The sequence below is a fragment of the Streptomyces sp. M41 genome (assembly GCF_043673425.1).
In the GTDB taxonomy this organism is placed as follows: Bacteria; Actinomycetota; Actinomycetes; order Streptomycetales; family Streptomycetaceae; genus Streptomyces.
In genome coordinates, this window is record NZ_JBIMKE010000018.1 from 124523 (window position 1) to 144897 (window position 20375).

At 69.4% G+C, this 20375-nt stretch carries 22 protein-coding genes and 1 tRNA gene; 15 read left to right on the forward strand and 8 right to left on the reverse strand.

Annotation, left to right across the window (positions count from 1 at the left end):
* Window positions 1–6: 6 nt before the first annotated feature.
* On the reverse strand, window positions 7–1032 hold the full coding sequence (locus ACHBTE_RS22310; RefSeq protein WP_394725770.1) for an SMI1/KNR4 family protein: 1026 nt from the start codon (window positions 1030–1032) through the stop codon (window positions 7–9).
* Between the two features lie 309 nt (window positions 1033–1341).
* On the opposite strand from ACHBTE_RS22310, the gene ACHBTE_RS22315 reads away from it, so the two are divergent.
* Both ACHBTE_RS22315 and ACHBTE_RS22320 read left to right on the forward strand, forming a co-directional pair.
* A complete protein-coding gene (locus ACHBTE_RS22315) occupies window positions 1342–1866 on the forward strand; it encodes a YwqJ-related putative deaminase (protein WP_394725771.1) in 525 nt (174 codons plus the stop codon).
* A gap of 108 nt (window positions 1867–1974) precedes the next feature.
* Window positions 1975–2469: an SUKH-3 domain-containing protein gene (locus ACHBTE_RS22320; protein ID WP_394725772.1), complete on the forward strand. Its 495-nt coding sequence runs from the start codon at window positions 1975–1977 to the stop codon at window positions 2467–2469.
* Between the two features lie 84 nt (window positions 2470–2553).
* Here the strand turns inward: ACHBTE_RS22320 and ACHBTE_RS22325 are convergent, their stop codons facing one another.
* Complete coding sequence (locus tag ACHBTE_RS22325) at window positions 2554–3885, reverse strand: sensor histidine kinase (RefSeq protein ID WP_394725773.1); 1332 nt, start codon at window positions 3883–3885, stop codon at window positions 2554–2556.
* 166 nt (window positions 3886–4051) lie between these two features.
* Here ACHBTE_RS22325 and ACHBTE_RS22330 point away from each other — a divergent pair, with 166 nt between their 5' ends.
* The 7 genes from ACHBTE_RS22330 (at window position 4052) to ACHBTE_RS22360 (ending at window position 9783) form a co-directional block, all read left to right on the forward strand.
* A complete protein-coding gene (locus ACHBTE_RS22330; RefSeq protein WP_394725774.1) occupies window positions 4052–4924 on the forward strand; it encodes a hypothetical protein in 873 nt (290 codons plus the stop codon).
* An 11-nt stretch (window positions 4925–4935) separates the two neighbouring features.
* Window positions 4936–5006: transfer RNA gene (locus tag ACHBTE_RS22335), tRNA-Gln, on the forward strand.
* Window positions 5007–5133: 127 nt separating this feature from the next.
* Window positions 5134–6582: a bifunctional UDP-N-acetylglucosamine diphosphorylase/glucosamine-1-phosphate N-acetyltransferase GlmU gene (glmU, locus tag ACHBTE_RS22340; RefSeq protein ID WP_394725775.1), complete on the forward strand. Its 1449-nt coding sequence runs from the start codon at window positions 5134–5136 to the stop codon at window positions 6580–6582.
* Between the two features lie 136 nt (window positions 6583–6718).
* On the forward strand, window positions 6719–7699 hold the full coding sequence (locus tag ACHBTE_RS22345; protein ID WP_394725776.1) for a ribose-phosphate diphosphokinase: 981 nt from the start codon (window positions 6719–6721) through the stop codon (window positions 7697–7699).
* Window positions 7700–7896: 197 nt separating this feature from the next.
* Window positions 7897–8493, forward strand: coding sequence for a 50S ribosomal protein L25/general stress protein Ctc (locus ACHBTE_RS22350; protein WP_394725777.1), 597 nt, complete (start codon window positions 7897–7899; stop codon window positions 8491–8493).
* 133 nt (window positions 8494–8626) lie between these two features.
* The gene (gene pth / locus ACHBTE_RS22355; RefSeq protein ID WP_394725778.1) at window positions 8627–9229 is read left to right on the forward strand and encodes an aminoacyl-tRNA hydrolase; all 603 of its coding nucleotides are present in this window, start codon (window positions 8627–8629) and stop codon (window positions 9227–9229) included.
* Window positions 9230–9294: 65 nt separating this feature from the next.
* Window positions 9295–9783, forward strand: coding sequence for a hypothetical protein (locus ACHBTE_RS22360; RefSeq protein WP_394725779.1), 489 nt, complete (start codon window positions 9295–9297; stop codon window positions 9781–9783).
* 138 nt (window positions 9784–9921) lie between these two features.
* Here the strand turns inward: ACHBTE_RS22360 and ppc are convergent, their stop codons facing one another.
* Window positions 9922–12654 (reverse strand): phosphoenolpyruvate carboxylase, encoded by a 2733-nt coding sequence (gene ppc, locus ACHBTE_RS22365; protein ID WP_394725780.1) that lies wholly within the window; start codon window positions 12652–12654, stop codon window positions 9922–9924.
* A 307-nt stretch (window positions 12655–12961) separates the two neighbouring features.
* Here ppc and ACHBTE_RS22370 point away from each other — a divergent pair, with 307 nt between their 5' ends.
* Both ACHBTE_RS22370 and ACHBTE_RS22375 read left to right on the forward strand, forming a co-directional pair.
* Complete coding sequence (locus tag ACHBTE_RS22370; RefSeq protein ID WP_394725781.1) at window positions 12962–13972, forward strand: acyl-CoA desaturase; 1011 nt, start codon at window positions 12962–12964, stop codon at window positions 13970–13972.
* Window positions 13969–14646, forward strand: a complete 678-nt coding sequence (locus ACHBTE_RS22375) for a TetR family transcriptional regulator (protein ID WP_394725782.1) — start codon at window positions 13969–13971, stop codon at window positions 14644–14646. Before ACHBTE_RS22370 ends, ACHBTE_RS22375 begins: the two co-directional genes overlap by 4 nt.
* Window positions 14647–14763: 117 nt before the next feature.
* Here the strand turns inward: ACHBTE_RS22375 and ACHBTE_RS22380 are convergent, their stop codons facing one another.
* Entirely contained in the window at window positions 14764–14937 is a 174-nt protein-coding gene (locus ACHBTE_RS22380; RefSeq protein WP_394725783.1) for a CsbD family protein, read from the reverse strand.
* A 142-nt stretch (window positions 14938–15079) separates the two neighbouring features.
* On the opposite strand from ACHBTE_RS22380, the gene ACHBTE_RS22385 reads away from it, so the two are divergent.
* Both ACHBTE_RS22385 and ACHBTE_RS22390 read left to right on the forward strand, forming a co-directional pair.
* A complete protein-coding gene (locus tag ACHBTE_RS22385) occupies window positions 15080–15334 on the forward strand; it encodes a type II toxin-antitoxin system Phd/YefM family antitoxin (protein WP_394725784.1) in 255 nt (84 codons plus the stop codon).
* Window positions 15331–15579: a type II toxin-antitoxin system RelE/ParE family toxin gene (locus ACHBTE_RS22390; protein WP_394725785.1), complete on the forward strand. Its 249-nt coding sequence runs from the start codon at window positions 15331–15333 to the stop codon at window positions 15577–15579. Before ACHBTE_RS22385 ends, ACHBTE_RS22390 begins: the two co-directional genes overlap by 4 nt.
* On the opposite strand, the gene ACHBTE_RS22395 is transcribed toward ACHBTE_RS22390, so the two are convergent.
* Both ACHBTE_RS22395 and ACHBTE_RS22400 read right to left on the reverse strand, forming a co-directional pair.
* On the reverse strand, window positions 15554–15940 hold the full coding sequence (locus ACHBTE_RS22395; RefSeq protein ID WP_394725786.1) for a glyoxalase: 387 nt from the start codon (window positions 15938–15940) through the stop codon (window positions 15554–15556). The two genes, ACHBTE_RS22390 and ACHBTE_RS22395, sit on opposite strands and share 26 nt — an antisense overlap.
* Window positions 15937–16749, reverse strand: coding sequence for a trans-aconitate 2-methyltransferase (locus ACHBTE_RS22400; protein ID WP_394725787.1), 813 nt, complete (start codon window positions 16747–16749; stop codon window positions 15937–15939). Before ACHBTE_RS22400 ends, ACHBTE_RS22395 begins: the two co-directional genes overlap by 4 nt.
* Window positions 16750–16852: 103 nt before the next feature.
* On the opposite strand from ACHBTE_RS22400, the gene tamR reads away from it, so the two are divergent.
* A complete protein-coding gene (tamR, locus tag ACHBTE_RS22405) occupies window positions 16853–17350 on the forward strand; it encodes a MarR family transcriptional regulator TamR (protein ID WP_394725788.1) in 498 nt (165 codons plus the stop codon).
* A 347-nt stretch (window positions 17351–17697) separates the two neighbouring features.
* On the opposite strand, the gene ACHBTE_RS22410 is transcribed toward tamR, so the two are convergent.
* Complete coding sequence (locus ACHBTE_RS22410) at window positions 17698–18471, reverse strand: LuxR C-terminal-related transcriptional regulator (RefSeq protein WP_394725789.1); 774 nt, start codon at window positions 18469–18471, stop codon at window positions 17698–17700.
* Between the two features lie 273 nt (window positions 18472–18744).
* Between ACHBTE_RS22410 and ACHBTE_RS22415 the strand changes: the two genes are divergently transcribed.
* Window positions 18745–19200 (forward strand): GNAT family N-acetyltransferase, encoded by a 456-nt coding sequence (locus ACHBTE_RS22415; RefSeq protein ID WP_394725817.1) that lies wholly within the window; start codon window positions 18745–18747, stop codon window positions 19198–19200.
* A 5-nt stretch (window positions 19201–19205) separates the two neighbouring features.
* Here the strand turns inward: ACHBTE_RS22415 and galK are convergent, their stop codons facing one another.
* Window positions 19206–20369 (reverse strand): galactokinase, encoded by a 1164-nt coding sequence (gene galK, locus ACHBTE_RS22420; RefSeq protein ID WP_394725790.1) that lies wholly within the window; start codon window positions 20367–20369, stop codon window positions 19206–19208.
* Between the last annotated feature and the right edge of the window lie 6 nt (window positions 20370–20375).

Sequence of the window (20375 nt, forward strand, 5' to 3'; positions counted from 1 at the left end):
CGAAGCTCACTCCCCCACAGCCGCGGCAGCCGCGGGCACCACACGAGCGAACCCACCGTCCACCATCAGATTCGCCACCGTCTCCAACTCCGGCGGAGAACCGGCCAGTCGGGACAGGAACGCGTCGAAGTCGTCACCGCACGGCAGCAGCAACCGCTCCACCCGCTCCGCCGGCGGCCACTCGGGATCCACATCCCGCGCGTCGTCGTACGCGCAGAACCACACCGAACCGATCCGGTCGCCCTTCACCTTCACGGCCAGCAAACCGCCCTGCACGAACCCGACACCCAGATAGTCCTTGGTCAGATGGTCCCGCAGGCACTTGTTGACATACACCAGGTCATTGACCGCCGCCTCGTCCCGCACCGTGAACAGCGGCTGATCGACCAGCAGACCCAACTCCGGGTCCAGAGCAGTCCCCACCGGAGCACACCCGCCGGCCGCCTTCAAGAACGACCGATACGCACCCGGCAACCGGTACCCGAGGTCCTCCTCAGCCCCCAGCACCTGCGACTCCGTCACCGCCACACCCGACTTCGGCAGCCGGAAATGCGCCGGCCGCGTCTCCTGCAACGGCCGCGTGCCCCGCTTGTCCTGGTCCACGTCCGACGTGGCTATCCCACCGTGATGCCGCAGCAACGCCTTCACCTCGACCGGAACCAACTCCAGCCGCCGCGAACCCATCACGTGATGCCATGTCCACCCGTGCGGCGTGGCCACCGCCGGAACCGTGTCCCACAGATCGTGCCCCGACGCCGCCAGCGCCGCATTCGCCGACACATAGTCCGTCAGCCGCAACTCGTCGACACCGAAACCCTCCGGCGGCTCAGCGATCTCCACCGCAGCACGCGCATAAGGGGAGAAGTCCGGATAACCGCGCTCGTCGACCCGTACTCCTCTCGGGTGACGGGTCGCACGCACCGGATCCGGGAAATGCACGACCTGCCCGGCGTAGGCCGCGTTCGGCGGCACGGCTTGTCCCCCGGCCTGGCGGCCGGGAGGTGCCCCCAGCCCGAGCCGACCTGTCGTCATGGCGGTTGCCCCCTGCGGCGTTCTGATACGACCCGCCACGACCACTCTCGGTCACAACGGCCTCGTATCGACTGTCTCGTCTGCGTCCACGCGTCACCGCATGGAAAGCGGTGCCGACAGCCTATGCGGTACGACGACACCGGTCACCGGCGCCGGTCACGACCCCCTCCGCTTCCGTGACCAGCCGTCACCCCACCGTGACAGCCCGCCCAAACCCGGGCGTGTCGCGCCGCCCCAGCTTCCGCACCCGCCACGGCATTTGGCACTCTGTGACCTCCGAGAGCATGCCCGGGGGATGCTCGGGAGGGGATGATGACCATGAACGCCACGCAGACGGGCCCGCACGCAGGCAGGTCCGGCGACCCCCGCATCAGCTGGAGCGCCACCGAAAACCCCCACGCACCCGCCCTGCGCCACCGCCGCGACGGCATACTCCCCACCGTCGCCGCCGCACTCTCCGTCCGCGGCGCCACCCTCACCGGCACCGCCGCCCGCGGCGACCAGCCCCCCGCCCTGCACCACCTCGTCCAGGACTTCCTCGACACCCTCACCAGCGGTCAACGCGACCGCTTCACCGGCCGCTGCGCCGAAACCATCCTCATCTCACGCCACATCACCAACGCCGACGCCGCCCGCAGCAAACGCTCCGCCCGCAAACCCATGACCAACGGCGAAGCCCGCAAAGCCCTCAAACAGTCCAAACTCACCGCCCGCCGGATCCGCGAGGACGGCGACCCCCTGCACGGCAGCTTCGCCACCCCCTGCCGCGCCTGCACCGCCCTCAGCGCCCACTTCGGCGTCCGCATCGTCGACCCCGCCGCGACGGACGACTGACCCCCGCCACCCCACGCCCCACGCCCCACGCCCACGCCCCCCCACTCCTCACACCCCGGCCCCCCACCTCCCCCGCACATCCCGTAGGCACAGACGAACGAAGGGCAGATGCACACCGACCGCACCTCCTCCACCCGCTTCCCCGTCCCCGTCGACGCCGCCCTGCGCGCCGCCGGCTGGCAACCCGGACGCTGGGACATCAAACAAGCCGAGATCTGGGCCGACATACTGCGCGAACACGCCTCACCAGCCGGCCACCGCCACGCCGTCTTCCCCGCCGCCGTGGAAGCCTGGGCCGAATTCGGCGGCCTCCACATCACCCCCACCGGCACCGGCCGCCAGGTCGCCCCCGCCAACCTCCACTTCGACCCCCTGCACGGCCTCCACATGGCCCGCACCCTCGGCGACCTCGGCCGCGCCCTCGACACCGAGGTCTGCCCCCTCGGCGCCGAGACCGACACCCAAGCCCTCCTCGCCATCGACAACGAAGGCCGCATCTACACCCTCGACCACACCGGCGACTGGTACCTCGGCCCCGACATCGACCACGCCCTCGCAGGACTCGTCGCAGGCATAGAACCGGCACGACTCACAGCCGGCTGAACAGGCCACCCGCCCCCGAGCACACAAAGACGCGCCCATACGCCCGCCGAGCGCACGGACGCCACGCCGACGAGCCCACGGACGCTACGCCGCCGGAATCACCGCCGACACCCGAAAACCACCCGCATCCGTCGGCCCCGACACAAACACCCCACCCAACGCGGCCACCCGCTCCTTCATCCCCACCAGACCATTGCCCCCCGACGGCAACCGCGCCGACGACGCCGACGACAACTCCGGCGGCGGCTCGTTCTCCACCTGCATCGCGATCTCCGACCCCCGATGCGCCAGCCGCACGTGCGTCTTCGCCCCCGCCGCATGCTTGTGGACGTTCGTCAACGCCTCCTGCACCACCCGGAACGCCGTCTGCTCCACCTCCCGCGCATACACACGCGACTCCCCCTCCACCGACAGAGCCACCACCATGCCCGCCGCGGCCGACTGACCGATCAACTCATCCAGCTCCGACAGACAAGGCCCCTCACCGGCCCCCTCCTCACCACCGGACCACCCCCGATCAGCAGCCGCGGCAGCCGCCGCCCCCACCGCCGCGAGCGGCACCACAGCCCGCTGCTCCCGCTCCGCGACACCCCCACTGCGCAACACCCCGAGCATCTCCCGCAACTCGGTCAACGCCTGCCGGCCCATGTCCCCCACCAACGCGGCGTTCTTCACCGCCTTCTCCGGATCCTTGCGCGCGACCGCCTGAAGCGCCGCCGCATGCACCACCATCAAACTCACCCGATGCGCGACGACGTCATGCATCTCCCGCGCGATCCGCGTCCGCTCCTCGCCCCGCGCCCACTCCGCGCGCTCCTCCGCCCGCTCGGCGAGCAGCTGAAGCTCCCGCTCCAGACTGTCCGCCCGCTCCCGCAGACTCTCCATCAGCCGCCGCCTGGCCCCCACATACAAGCCCAGGAGCAGCGGAGGCGCCGTCAGTCCGATCGCCGTGGTCACGGAGGCGAACGGAATCACCCAGTCACCGAAGGTCAGATTCCCCCGCGCCACGTCCTGCCGCACCCACACGAACGTCACGATCAGCGTCCCGACGAACGACATCCCGGCGAGCGAGGCGATGATCCGCCGCGGCAGCTCCGAGGCGGCGAGGGTGTACAGGCCGACGATGCCCATCAGGAACCCCATCTGGGCGGGCATGACGGCGATCGACACCAGAACGACGGCGATCGGCCACCGCCGCCGCACCACGAGCACCGCCCCGGCCAGTACGCCGAACACCACCCCCGCGGCCACCGGGATCCCGGCATCCCGCGCGAACCGAACCCCCTCGGCACCACACTCCAGCGCGGACGCGACCCCCAGACCGACATCCAGCACGGCGCTGCGCAACCTGCCCCACCACCACGGCCCCGCACCCGGTGGCGGGTGCCCGGCGTGGTCTTCCCCCGTCGTGGTCATGCCTCCAGCCTACGGGCGGGCCCACCCGGTTTTCCGGCGACTTTTACGGACTGGCCTACACCACAGCGCGTAACCGAACGTAAGCGAAACAGCCCGATATCCCTCGAACTGCTGAACCACCCGCCGATCGCCCCGGAACCGCTCGTTCCACTCGGACGGTATGCCCATGGCACATTCACGGGGCAAATACGCCGACTTCGAGGGGCTGCGGGAGCAGGCGGTGGCGCTGCGGCGCGCAGGTCTCAGCCGACGCCAGATCCGCGACCGGCTGCACGTCGACAACAACGACATCCTCAACCGCCTCCTTCAGGGCGAGCCCCCACCGGAGTGGACCAAGCGCCCGAACGCGAAGGACGACTTGCGGGACAGGGCACGGGAGCTCCGCCTCCAGGGCTGGACGTACGACCAGATCCAGGTCGAGCTGGGGTGCTCGAAGAGTTCGATCTCGCTGTGGGTACGGGATCTGCCGAAGCCGGAACGCAGGCGCAGCACCGACGAAGCAGCGGCGATCGGCAGGCGAGGCTGGGAGGCGAGGCTGCGCATCCGCGACGAGGAGCGGCGACAGACCAAGGAAGTCGCCAAGCAGGCGATCGGCGGCCTTTCGGCTCGCGAGCTTTTCCTGGTGGGCGTGAGTCTCTACTGGGCGGAGGGCAGCAAGGACAAACCTTACGCGCGGCGCGAGAACGTGACCTTCGTCAACAGCGATCCGGGCATGATCCAGGTCTACCTCTCATGGCTCGACCTCCTCGGCGTCGACCGTGATCGACTCCGGTTCAACGTCATGATCCACGAGACTGCGGACGTGCCGGGCGCCGAGCAGTTCTGGGCCGACCTGGTCGGCGCCGACCGCTCCGCCTTCAACAAGACGACCCTCAAGAAGCACAACCCCAAGACGGTCCGCAAGAACGTCGGTGACGCCTACCGAGGCTGCCTGGTGATCAAAGTCCTCAAGGGTGCCGACTTGTACCGTCGCATCGAGGGGTCTTGGTACGGCATAGTGGAGTCCACGCGCGAACCCGATCAACAGAATCGGACATAGCGCATAAACCATCCCGGATCGTCTAAGGGCAGGACAAACGGTTTTGGTCCGTTGAATGAGGGTTCGAATCCTTCTCCGGGAGCTCACAGAACACACCGGCACGGTTCGGGCCCTGACACCCAAGTCAGGGCCCGCTCTCATGTCCCCCGCGAAACGCCCCGGTATCCTGCGGATGTCACCCCACCCCCTCCACAGCCGAAGGGCATCCCGTGAGCGCCATTCGCCCGGCAGCCGTCGTCGTTCTCGCAGCGGGTGAGGGCACCCGTATGAAGTCGGCCACACCGAAGGTCCTCCACGAGCTCTGCGGGCGCAGCCTCGTGGGGCATGTGCTCGCCGCCTCGCGCGAGTTGCGGCCCGAGAACCTGGTCGTGGTCGTGGGGCACGCGCGCGAGAAGGTCGCCGCGCATCTCGCCGAGATCGACTCCGAAGTGCGCACTGCGGTGCAGGCGCAGCAGAACGGCACGGGTCATGCCGTTCGGATGGCGTTGGAGGAGCTGGGCGGGGCTGTGGACGGGACGGTCGTGGTGGTGTGTGGTGACACTCCGCTGTTGACCGGTGAGACGTTGCGGCGGCTGGCCGAGACGCACTCCGCGGACGGTAATGCCGTGACTGTTTTGACGGCTGAGGTTCCGGATGCGACCGGGTATGGGCGGATCGTGCGGGACGAGGCGTCGGGTGCGGTGACGGCGATCGTCGAGCACAAGGACGCGAGTGAGGCGCAGCGGGCGATCCGGGAGATCAATTCCGGGGTGTTCGCGTTCGACGGGCAGTTGTTGGCGGATGCGTTGGGCAAGGTGCGTACCGACAACAGTCAGGGCGAGGAGTACTTGACCGATGTGCTCGGGATTCTTCGTGAGGCGGGGCATCGGGTCGGTGCGTCGGTGGCGGGTGATCATCGGGAGATCGCCGGGATCAACAATCGGGTGCAGCTCGCGGAGGCGCGGCGCATCCTGAACGATCGGTTGCTCACGTCGGCGATGCTGGACGGTGTCACGGTGGTGGATCCTGCGACGACGTGGGTGGATGTGACGGTGTCGTTCGAGCAGGACGTGGTGGTGCACCCAGGGACGCAGTTGCAGGGGGCGACGCATCTGGGTGCGGGTGCGGAGGTCGGGCCGAACTGCCGGCTGCGGGACACGCGGGTGGGTGCGGGTGCTCGTGTGGACAACACGGTGGCGGAGCGTGCCGTGGTGGGGGCGGAGGCGAGTGTGGGGCCGTTCGCCTTTTTGCGGCCGGGTACGCGGTTGGGTGCGAAGGGCAAGATCGGGACGTATGTGGAGACGAAGAACGCCTCCATCGGTGAGGGTACGAAGGTGCCGCATCTGTCCTATGTGGGTGACGCGACGATCGGTGAGTATTCGAACATCGGTGCCGCGAGTGTGTTTGTGAACTATGACGGACAGGACAAGCACCACACGACGATCGGTTCGCATTGCCGTACTGGTTCGGACAACATGTTTGTGGCTCCCGTCACGGTCGGGGACGGTGCCTATACGGCGGCCGGCTCTGTGATCACGAAGGATGTGCCGCCCGGTTCGCTCGCTGTGGCCCGTGGTCAGCAGCGGAATATCGAGGGCTGGGTGGCTCGTAAGCGTCCGGGCAGTGCGGCTGCGAAGGCGGCTGAGGCGGCCTCTCGCCAGGGTGAGCGCGAGGACTGACCGGAAACCGGTGCGTGAAACACGGCGTACCGTGATAAGTGCACACCCGCACCCCACCAGCTGAGACGGCTTCCCGCTGCCAGTCGGGACGGCCTGCTCGAACACCCAGCTGCGACACCTCTGAGGAGACAGTGCTGTGACCGGGATCAAGACGACCGGCGAGAAGAAGTTGATGTTCTTCTCCGGCCGCGCCCACCCCGAGCTTGCCGAGGAGGTCGCCAGGCAGTTGGGTGTCGGGGTCGTCCCGACGAAGGCCTTCGACTTCGCCAATGGCGAGATCTATGTGCGGTACCAGGAGTCGGCGCGTGGTGCGGACTGTTTCCTGATCCAGAGCCACACGGCTCCGATCAACAAGTGGATCATGGAGCAGTTGATCATGATCGACGCGCTGAAGCGTGCGTCGGCCCGCTCCATCACGGTCATCGTGCCGTTCTACGGTTACGCGCGGCAGGACAAGAAGCACCGTGGGCGTGAACCGATCTCGGCGCGCATGATCGCGGATCTGATGAAGACGGCGGGTGCCGATCGCATTCTGACCGTGGATCTGCACACGGATCAGATCCAGGGTTTCTTCGACGGGCCGGTCGATCACCTGTTCGCGCTTCCGCTGCTCGCGGACTATGTGGGTCAGAAGGTGGACCGGGAGAAGCTGACGGTCGTTTCGCCGGACGCCGGCCGGGTGCGGGTGGCGGACCGTTGGTGCGACCGGCTGGGTGCGCCGCTGGCGATCGTGCACAAGCGGCGTGACAAGGACGTGGCGAACCAGGTGACCGTCCACGAGGTCGTGGGTGAAGTCAAGGGCCGCGTGTGTGTCCTGGTGGACGACATGATCGACACGGGTGGCACGATCTGTGCGGCTGCGGACGCGCTGTTCGCGCACGGGGCCGAGGATGTCATCGTGACGGCGACGCACGGTGTGCTGTCGGGGCCCGCGGCGGACCGGTTGAAGAACTCGCGGGTGAGTGAGTTCGTGTTCACGAACACGCTGCCGACGCCGGGTGAGCTTAGCCGGGATCTGGACAAGCTGAAGGTGCTGTCGATCGCGCCGACGATCGCGAGTGCGGTGCGTGAGGTGTTCGAGGACGGGTCTGTCACGAGCCTGTTCGACGAGCAGTAGAAGTGCGCGTCAGGGGTCTGCGGTAGAGATCCTTTTGGGTGCGGCCTCCTGGTCCGAGTAGACTGCTTCAGTTGCTCGGCGAGGGAGGCCGTTTCCCTGTGTGGGATGCGGTGGTCCGTTATCGACGCGCTCTTCGTAGCAGGCCGTTCGTGGCCGGGTGACCACGTCCGTCTCTACTTCTACGAGGAGTGATCCATATGTCCGAGGTGAAGCTCAGCGCCGAGACGCGCACCGAGTTCGGCAAGGGTGCCGCGCGCCGTATCCGTCGTGACGACAAGGTTCCGGGTGTGCTGTACGGCCACGGTTCCGACCCGCTGCACCTGACCCTGCCGGGCCACGACCTGCTGCTGGCGCTGCGTACGCCGAACGTCCTGATCTCCCTGGACATCGACGGCAAGACGAACGAGCTGGCGATCCCGAAGGCCGTGCAGCGTGACCCGCTGAAGGGCTTCCTGGAGCACGTGGACCTGCTGCTGGTCAAGCGCGGCGAGAAGGTCACGGTCGAGGTTCCGGTGCACGCCGAGGGCGAGCTGGCCCCGGGTGGCAACCTGCTGGAGCACGTCCTGAACGCGCTGCCGGTCGAGGCCGAGGCCACGCACATCCCCGAGTCGCTCACCGTGTCGGTGGAGGGCCTGGAGGCCGGTGCCTCGGTGCTCGCCAAGGACATCACGCTGCCGAAGGGCACCACGCTGGCCGTCGAGGAGGACGCTGTCGTCCTGCAGGTCCTGGCCGCGCAGGCCGAGGAGGTCGTCGAGGGCGAGGAGACCGAGGGCGAGGAAGTCGCCGAGGCCTGATCCTCTGCGCGGCCGGGGTCCGTTCCCCGGTTCGGCCGGGGTCGGTTTCCCCGGCTCTGTCATCGGTTCGTCAGCCGCTGTTCCCGGTGGGGGCAGCGGCTGGCGTGTATCAAGGAGACGTGGACGTGGGGACATGGACGTGACGACCGACCCGAGCGCCCCTTGGCTGATCGCCGGCCTCGGCAATCCGGGGCCGGATTACGCGATGAACCGGCACAACGTGGGGTTCATGGTGGTGGATCTGCTGGCGGAGCGGATCGGGGGGAAGTTCAAGCGGGCGGGCAAGGCTCAGGCGCAGGTCGTCGAGGGGCGGATCGGGCCGCCGGGGCCGCTGAGCCGTCGGGTGATCCTGGCGAAGCCGATGTCGTACATGAATGTCTCGGGTGGTCCGGTGACCGCGTTGCGGGACTTCTACAAGGTGCCGGTGGCCAACATCGTCGCTGTTCATGACGAGTTGGACATCGATTACGGCACGTTGCGTCTGAAGCTTGGCGGTGGCGACAACGGGCACAACGGGCTGAAGTCGATGACGAAGGCGATGGGGTCGGACTATCACCGGGCGCGGTTCGGGATCGGGCGGCCTCCGGGGCGTCAGCCGGTGGCGGACTTCGTGCTGAAGGATTTCTCCGCTGCCGAGCGCAAGGAGTTGGACTATTTCGTGGATCGTGCGGCGGACGCGGTGGAGTGTCTGGTGATCGAGGGGTTGGAGCGGGCGCAAAGCACGTACAACTCCTGACTTGTCCGCCCGGGGCGGCGGACCGAAGTTGACCGAGCGCAGGGGCATGGCCAAGGATCGCGGCCATGCCTTCTGCCGTTGTCTCCACTCAGGGCGCCGTGACCGTGCTGCGGTTCGGGCGGTTGGCCGCGATGGGCACGGTCGCGATGCTGATCCTGATCGCGGGTGTGTGGGCGTCGTGGGGCAGTGCCCAGCATGTGATGCTCACAAAGGGGCGGGAGAGCGGCACGATCGAGGTGGCGCGGTGTGGTGCGGATACGTGCAGTGGGCCGTATGCGCCGATTTCAGCCGGTTCGCAGGCGCGGAAGTCGGTCGTCATCGAGAACAACGCGGCCGTGCGGGTGGGACAGACGTACACGGTCGTGGTGAAGCCGGGCAGTGACGCGGTGGTGCGGTCGGGGCCGGCAGGTGTCCTGTATGCCTGGGTTCCCCTCGGTGGTGCGTTGCTGCTGGCGTCGGTGGTGGTCGCGGGCGGACTGCGGCGCACCCGGGTGGCGTGGCTGCTGGCGGGCTCGGGGACGGCGCTGCTCACGGCGGCGTTCCTGGTGGTCTGAGGGGCCACTGGGGTCGGCCGTAGGGCTCGGGGAGAGCCGTAGGGCCCGTTGAGAAGTGGGAAGGGCAAGGGCAGTGCCCCCCGTGTACCTACGCGGCACGAGGGGCACTGCCCTTCCCGTTGTTCCCGGTCCGGCCGGTCAGCCCGTGTTGCGCAGGCCCGCCGCTACGCCGTTGACGGTGAGCAGCAGGGCGCGGGAGAGCAGCGGGTCGGGTTCGGTGCCGGTGGCCGCCGCCTCGCGCTGGCGCTTGAGGAGGGCGACCTGGAGGTAGGAGATCGGGTCCAGGTAGGCGTCGCGGATGGTGAAGGTCTGCTTGAGGACGGGGGTCGCGTCGAGGAGTTCGCTCTCGCCGGTCACCTTCAGCACTTCGGCGACGGTGAGTTCGTGTTCGGCGCGGATGGTGTCGAAGACGTGCTTGAGCTCGTCCGGGACGAGGGTGTCGACGTAGTGCGCGGCGATCCGCAGGTCGGTCTTCGCGAGGGTCATCTCGACGTTGGAGATGAAGTTGCGGAAGAAGTGCCACTGTTCGTGCATCTCGTCGAGCACGGTGTCGAGGCCGGCCTCGCGCAGGGCCTTCAGTCCCGATCCCACGCCGAACCAGCCTGGGACGATCTGCCGGGACTGGGTCCAGCCGAAGACCCACGGGATGGCGCGCAGTCCGTCGAGCGAGACTCCCGAGCCGGGGCGGCGGGAGGGCCGCGAGCCCAGGTGCAGGTCGGCGAGCTGGTCCACGGGCGTCGACGCGAGGAAGTACGTCGGCAGGTCCGGGTCCTCGACGAGCTTGCGGTACGCGGCGTGGGCGGCGTCGGAGACGACGTCCATGGCGGCGTCCCAGCGGGCGAGTGCCTCACCGGACTGGCGGGGCGCGGTGTGCAGGGCGGAGGCCTGGAGGGTGGCCGCGACGGTCAGCTCCAGGTTCTCCCGGGCCAGCGAGGGCACGAGGTACTTGTCGGAGATGACCTCGCCCTGCTCGGTGACCTTGATCTCGCCCTCCAGGGTGCCCCAGGGCTGGGCGAGGATGGCGTCGTGGGAGGGGCCGCCGCCACGGCCGACGGTGCCGCCGCGGCCGTGGAAGAGGCGCAGGCGGACGCCGTAGCGGTGGGCGACGTCACGCAGCCGGCGCTGGGCGCGGTGGATCTCCCACTGGCTGGTGGTGATGCCGCCGAACTTGGAGGAGTCGGAGTAGCCGAGCATGACCTCCTGGACGTCGCCCCGCAGTGCCACGAGCCTGCGGTACGACGGGTCGGAGAGCATGTCCTCCAGGATGGTGTCGGCGGCCTTGAGCTCGTCGGTGGTCTCCAGGAGCGGCACGATGCCGATCTTGGCCCAGCCGGCGTGCAGGTCGATCAGGCCGGCCTCGCGGGCGAGGACGGCGGCGGCGAACACGTCGTCGGCGCCCTGGCACATGGAGATGATGTACGACTCGATGACCTCGGGTCCGAAGACCGCGAGCGCCCGCTTGACGGTCTGGAACACGCCGAGGGTCTTCTCGCCGGCCGCGTCCACGGGTGCGGGGGTGGGGGCGAGGGGCCTGCGCGAGCGGAGCTCCTTGGCGAGGAGCTTGGTGCGGTAGTCGCGGGGCATGTCGGCGTAGCGCCAGGACTCCTCGCCGAGGCGGTCGAAGAGCTGCCCGAGGGCGTGGTGGTGGGCGTCGGCGTGTTCGCGTACGTCCATGGTGGCGAGCTGGAGGCCGAACGCGGACAGGGTGCGGATGGTGCGGTTCATCCGGCCCTCGGCGAACAGGCCGCCCCGGTGCTCGCGCAAGGAGGTCTGGATCAGGGTGAGGTCCTGGAGCAGTTCGCCGGTGCCGAGGTAGTCCCGGCCGGGCTCGTGCGGGATGTTCCTGGCCAGGCGGGTCTTGGTGTTCTCCAGCTTCTGCCGGATGCAGGTGGCCTTCAGCCGGTAGGGCTCCTCGGCGTTGAGGCGCTTGTAGCGGGGGCTGATCTCGGGGAGGGCTTCGAGGTCGGCCTTGAGGGACTCCAGGAGTTCCTCGGTGGCGCCGGAGTAGCGGATGGAGTTCGACAGGAAGCCGCGCAGCTCGTCGATCATCTCCAGGGCGTCGTTGATGCCGTGTTCGTGCTGGAGGATGAGGATGTCCCAGGTCACCTGGGGGGTGACGTTGGGGTTGCCGTCGCGGTCGCCGCCGATCCAGGTGCCGAAGGTGAGGGGGCGGGTGTCGTCGGGGAGGGAGTGGCCGACGCGCTCCAGCTCGGCGGTGAGGTCCTCCAGGACGTCGCCCACGGCGCCGGCGTGGAGTTCGTCGAGGTAGTAGATGGCGTTGCGGGCCTCGTCGGCGGGCTCGGGGCGCACGACGCGCAGCTCGTCGGTCTGCCAGACGAGGTCGATGTTCTCGGCCAGTCGGGTGTCGTGGCGGCGGCGGTCGCCGTCGAGGACCGGGGTCTCCAGGAGGGCGGCGATACGCCGGAGCTTGTTGAGGACCGAGCGGCGGGCGGCCTCGGTGGGGTGCGCGGTGAAGACGGGGCGGACGTTGAGGTGCTGGACCGTCTGGCGCAGATGCTCGGGGTCCGCGTCCTTGAGCCGATCGGCCGTACGGGCGAGCAGACCGCCCTCGGCGGCGCGCCGGGCGCGCAGCTCGCGGCCTCGGTGGACCTGCTCGGTGACGTTGGCCAGGTGGAAGTAGGTGGAGAAGGCGCGGACCAGCTTGGCAGCGGTCTCCAGTTCGGTGCCGCGCAGCAGCTCGGCGGCGGCCTCGCCGTCCTCCCGGGTGAGGCGGCGGACCTTCTCGACGAGCTCCAGCAGCTCCGGGCCCTCCTGGCGGACGAGGGTCTCACCGAGGAGATCACCCAGTCGGCGGATGTCGGCGCGCAGCTCGCTGCTCGTCGTCGTGGTCTGGTCGTCGGCACTGCTCACAGGTGCGGCTCCTTGCAGTGTTGAAGCTCGTCTGGAGGGAACCCGGCGCCCGGGGACCGCGCGGCGGGCGCCGCTTACGGGTCCTGGCATCCGGGAAGAATTCAGAGCGGACCGCGCTGTCCGACCGACTCCAAGGATAGGTGTCCATGCGGACGCGCAGACTGTCGGGCTCTTGCCGCCGGGCGCCGCACTGCCATACTTACGACGCCGTAGGTTACGGGGCCGTAGGAACCGTCGTAACGGAACCTGGGAAAAGCTCCCGCGACCCCGGCACCTGCCACAACCCTCGACCCCACAGGGGACGCCCATGACCACGAGCTCCGATGTGATCGAAGACGCCCCGAAGGCGAACGACGACACGACCACCTCTTCCGCCACGCTCGGCGGGGAGAAGAAGCGGTCGATCGAGCAGATCGCGCTCCTTCTGTTCATCACGGTCCCGTTCCTCGCGCTCGTCGCGGCGGTTCCGCTGGCCTGGGGCTGGGGAGTCAGTTGGCTCGACCTCGGCCTGATGGTCTTCTTCTACTTCCTGGGCTGCCACGGCATCACGATCGGCTTCCACCGGTACTTCACCCATGGTTCGTTCAAGGCCAAACGGCCGCTGCGGATCGCGCTGGCGGTCGCCGGCTCGATGGCGGTGGAAGGGCCGATCGTCCGCTGGGTGGCCGACCACCGCAAGCACCACAAGTTCTCGGACGCCGAGGGCGACCCGCACTCCCCGTGGCGGTTCGGCGAGACCCTTCCGGCCCTGATGAAGGGCCTGTGGTGGGCTCACATCGGATGGATGTTCGATGAGGAGCAGACGCCGCAGGAGAAGTACGCTCCGGATCTGGTCAAGGACCCGGCGATCCGCGCGATCTCCCGTCAGTTCGTCTACTGGACGGCGCTCTCGCTGGCCCTGCCCGCACTGATCGGCGGTCTGGTGACGATGTCCTGGTGGGGCGCGTTCACCGGCTTCTTCTGGGGCTCGCTCGTCCGGGTGGCCCTGCTGCACCACGTGACCTGGTCGATCAACTCGATCTGCCACGCCGTGGGCAAGCGCCCGTTCAAGTCGCGTGACCGCTCGGGCAACGTGTGGTGGCTGGCGGTCCTGTCGTGCGGCGAGTCCTGGCACAACCTGCACCACGCCGACCCGACGTCCGCGCGGCACGGTGTGGAGCGCGGACAGATCGACTCCTCGGCGCGGTTCATCCGCTGGTTCGAGATGCTCGGCTGGGCCTATGACGTGCGCTGGCCGTCACGCTCGCGTATCGATTCACGCCGGAACAGCGAGGAAGGCGGCTCCCGGCGCCGGAAGGAACCCGTAAAGGCGGCATGATTGACGCCGTGGCGACCGACTCCAGCAGCACCTCCAGCAACGACAAGCCGCGGCGCACGCGCCGTACCCGGATGACCGGTGCGGAGCGCCGCCAGCAGTTGCTCGAGATCGGTCGCACCCTGTTCGCCGCGAAAGGCTTCGAGGGCACGTCGGTGGAGGAGATCGCGGCGAAGGCCGGGGTGTCCAAGCCGGTGGTGTACGAGCACTTCGGCGGCAAGGAGGGCCTGTACGCGGTGGTCGTGGACCGCGAGATGCGGCGGCTGCTGGACATGGTGACCAGCTCCCTGACCGCCGGCCATCCGCGTGAGCTGTGCGAGCAGGCCGCGTTCGCGCTGCTGGACTACATCGAGGAGTACACGGACGGTTTCCGGATCCTGGTCCGTGACTCGCCCATCCCCCAGTCCACCGGGTCCTTCGCCTCGCTGATCTCCGACATCGCGACCCAGGTGGAGGACATCCTGGGCCGCGAGTTCAAGAGCCGAGGCTTCGACCCGAAGCTGGCCCCGCTGTATGCGCAGGCCCTGGTCGGGATGGTCGCGCTGACCGGCCAGTGGTGGCTGGACGTCCGCCGTCCGAAGAAGGCGGAGGTGGCGGCCCATCTGGTGAATCTGGCCTGGCACGGGCTGGACGGCCTGGAGGCCAAGCCGCATCTGATAGGGCGCCGCAAGAACTGACGCGCTCCGATCGGGTGCAGCAAAGACTGACGCGCGCCCTGATAGGTCGCCGCAGGACCGACGCGCGGGGCGCCGTGACGGCACCCCGCGCGTTGAAGCTGATCCGGTGCGCTCGGCTCAGTGCTTGAAGGTGTCCTTGCCCTTCTCCTTCGCCTGCCGTGCGTCACCCTTCATCTGGTCGGCCTTGCCTTCGGCGGTCATCCGCTCGTTGCCGGTCATCCGGCCGACGGCTTCCTTGGCCTTGCCCTTGACCTGTTCCTTCTTGGCCCGGGACTTCTCTTCCTTCGCCACGGTCCTCACTCCTCGCGAGGGTCGACGTCGGTGTCCCTGAGCGAGTGACCTTCGACCGGGGTGCTCAAACGCACTCCACGTCCACGTCCACGTCTTGATGAAAGCAGCAACCACAAGATTAATTTTGTGCCATCATGCGCACATGACTGAGATCACGATCAGCGCGGCCCGTTCCCAGCTCGGCGACCTTGTCCGGCGCGCGGCCCACAGCCGCGAGACCATCGCCATCACCGACCACGGGCACGTGGCGGCGCTGCTTGTCTCGCCGCAGGTGATAGAGGATCTCGAGGACGCCCTGGCGGTCGCGGACTATCAGCGGCGTAAAGCCGAGGGCACGGTCGGCGAGGGCGCCATCCCGCACGAGGAAGTCGGACGCATTCTGGGGCTGCGCCCGTGACCTACCGCATCATCTGGGAGCCGAGCGCCACGAACGCGGCCGCCCGATTTCTCAAGGACGACCCCACCGGACTCGCCGCGGTCTACGAGGCTGTCGACGCACTCGCCGACTCGCCGCGCCCCATGAACTCCGTCGCCTACGGCGTCGACATCCGGCGCCTGCGCGTGGGCGACTACCGCGTCCTGTACGTCATCGACGACGAAGTGATCCACATCCTCGTCACCCATCTGGGCCGGACGTCCTGAGCGCCACCGGCTCCAGGAATTCCAGGCGGTTGCCCACGGGGTCGTACGAGTAGAACCGCCTGTGCCCCGGCAGGTTCTCGTCCCATTCCACCCGCGCCCCATGAGCCGCCAGCCGGGCGCCGTACTGCTCGATCCCCGTGACCCGCAGGCCGGGGTGCGCCTTTCTCGCGGGGCGGAAGTCGGCCTCGAAGCCGATGTGCAGCTGTACGGCGCCCACCTGGAACCAACAGCCTCCACGCGCGGCGAGCACCGGCGGTTTGGGTATCTCGGTCATGCCGAGGACGGCGACGTAGTACGCCCGCAGGCGGTCCTCCGAGCCGGGTGGGGCCGCGAGCTGGACGTGGTCGACGGCGTTGATCATCGTGCCTCCCTGCGAGCCACGGCGAAGATGCGGCGGAACGGGAACGGGGTGCCGTGCGGGCCGGGCGGGTAGGCCTCGCGCAGGGCGGCCCGGTAGTCGTCGAGAAAGGCATCCCGCGCCTCGGGGTCGTCGGCGAGCGCCGTGAGCACCGGCCGCAGTCCGGTCCCCTTCACCCAGTCCAGCACCGGATCCGCCCCGGTCAGCAGATGCACATACGTCGTCTCCCAGACGTCGGCCGCGCAGCCGAGGTCGGTCAGCCGGGTCAGGTAGTCCTGCGGGGTGAGGACGGCGTCGGTGTGGCGCAGGGTCTCGGCGAGGCCGTACCGGGGTGCGAGGTCACGCATCAGGCGGTGGCTCGGGGCGTCGAAGTTGCCGGGTACCTGGAAGGCGAAGGTGCCGCCGGGGCGCAGGCCCGCCACCCACTCGCCGAAGCGTTCCGTGTGCCCCGGCACCCACTGCAGCGTGGCGTTGCTGATGATCAGGTCGTACGGCTCCTCGGGCGTCCACGTCCGGACGTCGGCGTGGGCGAAGCCGAGGCAGCCGCCGCCCGCCGTCGGCCCCGCGTGCTCGGCGTGGGCCCTGTCGAGCATCTCGGCGGAGTTGTCGTAGCCGGTGATGTGCGCGCCGGGCCAGCGCTCGGCCAGCAGGGTGGTGACGTTGCCGGGGCCGCAGCCGAGGTCGGCGATGCGGGGCCGCTCGCCGGGGAGACCGGGGACGCGGGCGAGGAGGTCGGTGAAGGGCCGGGCGCGGTGGCCGGCGTGACGAAGGTACTGGGCGGGGTCCCAGGTGGGGGCGGCGGCAGCGGACATGGCGGGGCCTCCTCGCGGTCGCTTCTGGCGCTCTCCAGCCTGCCTCGGGAGATATCTTGACGTCAAGAGACTTCACGTCGACACAACCACTACACTGATCGCCATGGAGGACGAGGTCGATCGGCTGGTCGCAGCGTGGCGCCGGGAGCGCCCGGACCTCGACGTGGAACCGCTCGAGGTGCTCAGCCGGGTGAGCAGACTGGCCCGGCATCTGGACCGCGCACGCCGGCTGGCCTTCTCGGAGCACAGCCTGGAGCCCTGGGAATTCGACGTGCTGACCGCGCTCAGGCGCGCGGGGACGCCGTATCAGCTCTCCCCGGGCCAGCTGCTGACGCAGACCCTGGTCACCTCGGGCACGATGACGAACCGCATCGACCGCCTGGCCAAGAAGGGCCTGGTGGAGCGCCTGCCCGACCCCAGTGACCGGCGCGGGGTGCTGGTGCGCCTCACCGTGGAGGGCCGTGACCGCGCGGACCAGGCGCTCGCCGGGCTGCTCGACCAGGAGCGCGCGATCCTCGCCGAGCTGTCCCGCACTCAGCGGGGTGAACTCGCGGGTCTGCTGCGGCAGCTGACGGCCCCGTTCGACAACATCCCTGGGTAGGCGCTCCGCTGGGGGAGCCGGGTGGGGTTGTGCCGTGATGGGTCGTCGTTCGGCTGGCTCGCCGTCGTCGCTGGTCGCGCAGTTCCCCGCGCCCTTAAAGGGGGTTGCCGTGCAGCGGCGATGCGTGGTGCCGCCATAGGACGTCGTACGGCTGGCGCGCCGTCGTGGCTGGTCGCGCAGTTCCCCGCGCCCCTTAAGGGGGTTGACGCTCGGCGGCGATGCGGTGGTGCCGCCATACGACGTCGTACGGCTGGCGCGCCGTCGTGGCTGGTCGCGCAGTTCCCCGCGCCCCTTAAGGGGTTGCCGTGCGGCGGCGTCACGGAGTGATGGGTCCTTGTGCGGCTGTGTCAGGCGCTGCTGCTTTCCTCCGGGAGGATTCGGGGGGTTGGGTTCAGGTCCACCGGGCCTACGCCTGCTCGGCGGGCGAGGGCCACCGCGGCCAGTGTCGAGTGGACGCCCAGTTTTCCGAGGACGTTCTGCATGTGGGTGCGGACGGTGTGCGGGGACAGATACAGGCGCTCGGCGACGGCCTTGCGCCCCAGGCCCGCCACCATGCATCGCAGCACTTCCCGTTCGCGCGGGGTGAGGGACTCGACCAGCCGCTCGCTCTCGGTGCGGTGCTTGCGCGCGGCCGTCAGCTCCCGCAGCACCCCGGTGAGCAGGGCGGGCGGCAGATGGGTCTCCTCGCGCAGCACCCCGCGGATCACGGTGAGCAGCCGGGACAGCGAGCAGTCCTTGGCGACCCACCCGGACGCCCCGGCCTGCAGGGCGAGCGCGGCTCGGCGCGGGTCGTCCTTCTCGGCGAGGACGACGATCCGTACGGCCGGCTGCGCGGACCGGACGCCGACGACCAGCGAGATGCCGTCGACCAGCCCGTCCTCGCCCACCTCCTGGACGGGCACGGCCGGCCGGACCCCCGGCACATTGCCGCCCAGGTCGGCGTCGACGAGCAGCACGTCGAAGCGGCGCCCCTCGGCCGCCGCGCGCTCCAGGCTGCGCAGCGCGGCCGGACCGCTGCCTGCGGCGCACACGTCGACGTCGGGCTCGGCGGCCAGTGCCGCGGCGAGCGACTCGGCGAAGATGCGATGGTCGTCGACGACCAGGACTCGGATGCGAACCACGAAACCCCCTTCCCCAAGCTCCCGAAGAGCAGGGGATACCCCATCGTCATGAGGACGACACCGGGAGACGAGCACGGTCGCGGGCACGACGCCCGAAGCACGGATGGCCGCACGGCCGCCGCCGTGCAAGAACTGCTACCCCCCACTTCGGGTGCCGAACCCGACCTGTCTCGCCCCCTGATCAGCACCGGCCCCCACCGGTGCTGTTCATCAGAGTACGGCTGGGGGCCGGGAGCGGAAGGTAATTTGCAGAACTGGTTGGCCGACGCGTTTATGGTGAGCCGCATGTTTCGCATGGAGACAGAAGTCGACAAAGCACGGCACGATCTTCTTCGCCGGCGGCTGCGGGAGACCAACACCGCGGCCTCCCCGATCCTGCGCGCCCTGCGCGGAACCCCAGGTGAACGCGAACTCCCGCTCCAGGTCTGGGCCATGGACGACGCCGGTGCCGTGGCCGGCGGTCTCGTCGGCCACACCTGGACCACCTGGCTCCATGTCACCTATCTCTGGGTGGACGAACGCCACCGCGGGGCCCGGCTCGGTTCGCAGCTGCTCGCGCGCGCGGAGAGCGTCGCCCGCGACGAACGGGGCTGCACGGCCGTACGCCTGGAGACCTGGGACTTCCAGGCGCCGGAGTTCTACAAGAAGCGTGGCTACGACGTGGTGTGCGTGATCCCCGACTATCCGCCGGGGATCACGGAGTACACGCTCACCAAGCGGCTGGGGTGAGCCGGTCAGCGCACCCGCCGCGCACCCGCCGCGGGCACCGCCTCGAACACCCGGGGCGCCGTGAACCCGGCGGCGGCGAAGGCCGACTCGACGGACTTGGTGACGGTCTCGACGTCGGCCGCCTCGGCCAGGACGATCGCCGAGCCGCCGAAGCCGCCGCCGGTCATCCGGGCGCCCAGGGCGCCGGTGGCCAGGGCCGTGTCCACGACCAGGTCCAGCTCGGGGCAGGAGATGCGGAAGTCGTCGCGCAGTGAGGCGTGGCCGGCCGTCAGGACCGGGCCGATCGCGCAGGTGTCGCCCGACTCCAGCAGGGCGACGACCTGCTCGACACGCCGGTCCTCGGTGACGACGTGGCGCACCAGCCGGCGCACCTCCTCGTCGTCGCCGAGCCGTGCCAGGGCCGCGTCCAGCTCGTCGTACGCCACGTCCCTGAGCGCGTCCACGCCCAGCAGCGCCGCGCCCTTCTCGCAGCCCGCGCGGCGTTTGCCGTACTCGCCCTCGCTGTGGGAGTGCTTGACCCGGGTGTCGACCACCAGCAGCCGCATGCCCTCGGCGGCCAGGTCGAAGGGGATCTGCCGCTGCGAGAGGTCGCGGGTGTCCAGGAACAGGGCGTTGCCGGGCTCGCAGCACGCGGACGCCGTCTGGTCCATGATCCCGACCGGGGCGCCGACGTAGATGTTCTCGGCGCGCTGGCACAGGCGGGCCAGCTGCCAGCCTCTCAGGCCGAGTTCGTACAGGTCGTTCAGGGCGAGTGCCACGACGACCTCCAGGGCCGCCGACGAGGACAGGCCCGCACCCGCCGGGACGGTCGAGGCCAGGTGGATGTCGGCGCCGGTCACGGTGTGGCCGGCCTGGCGCAGCGCCCAGACGACACCCGAGGGGTACGCCGTCCAGTTGCGGTCCGACTCGGGCGCGAGGTCGTCGACGCGCAGCCGCACGGCGCCGCCCTCGACGTCCGCCGAGTGCAGGCGCAGCATGCCGTCCGTGCGTCGTGAGACGGCGGCGACGGCGGTGTGCGGCAGGGCGAACGGCATGACGAAGCCGTCGTTGTAGTCGGTGTGCTCGCCGATCAGGTTGACCCGCCCGGGCGCGGCCCACACCCCCTCCGGCTCGGCCCCGTACAGCTCCTCGAACCGCTCCGCGACCGTGGCCGCCGTGTCGACGCTCATCCCCTG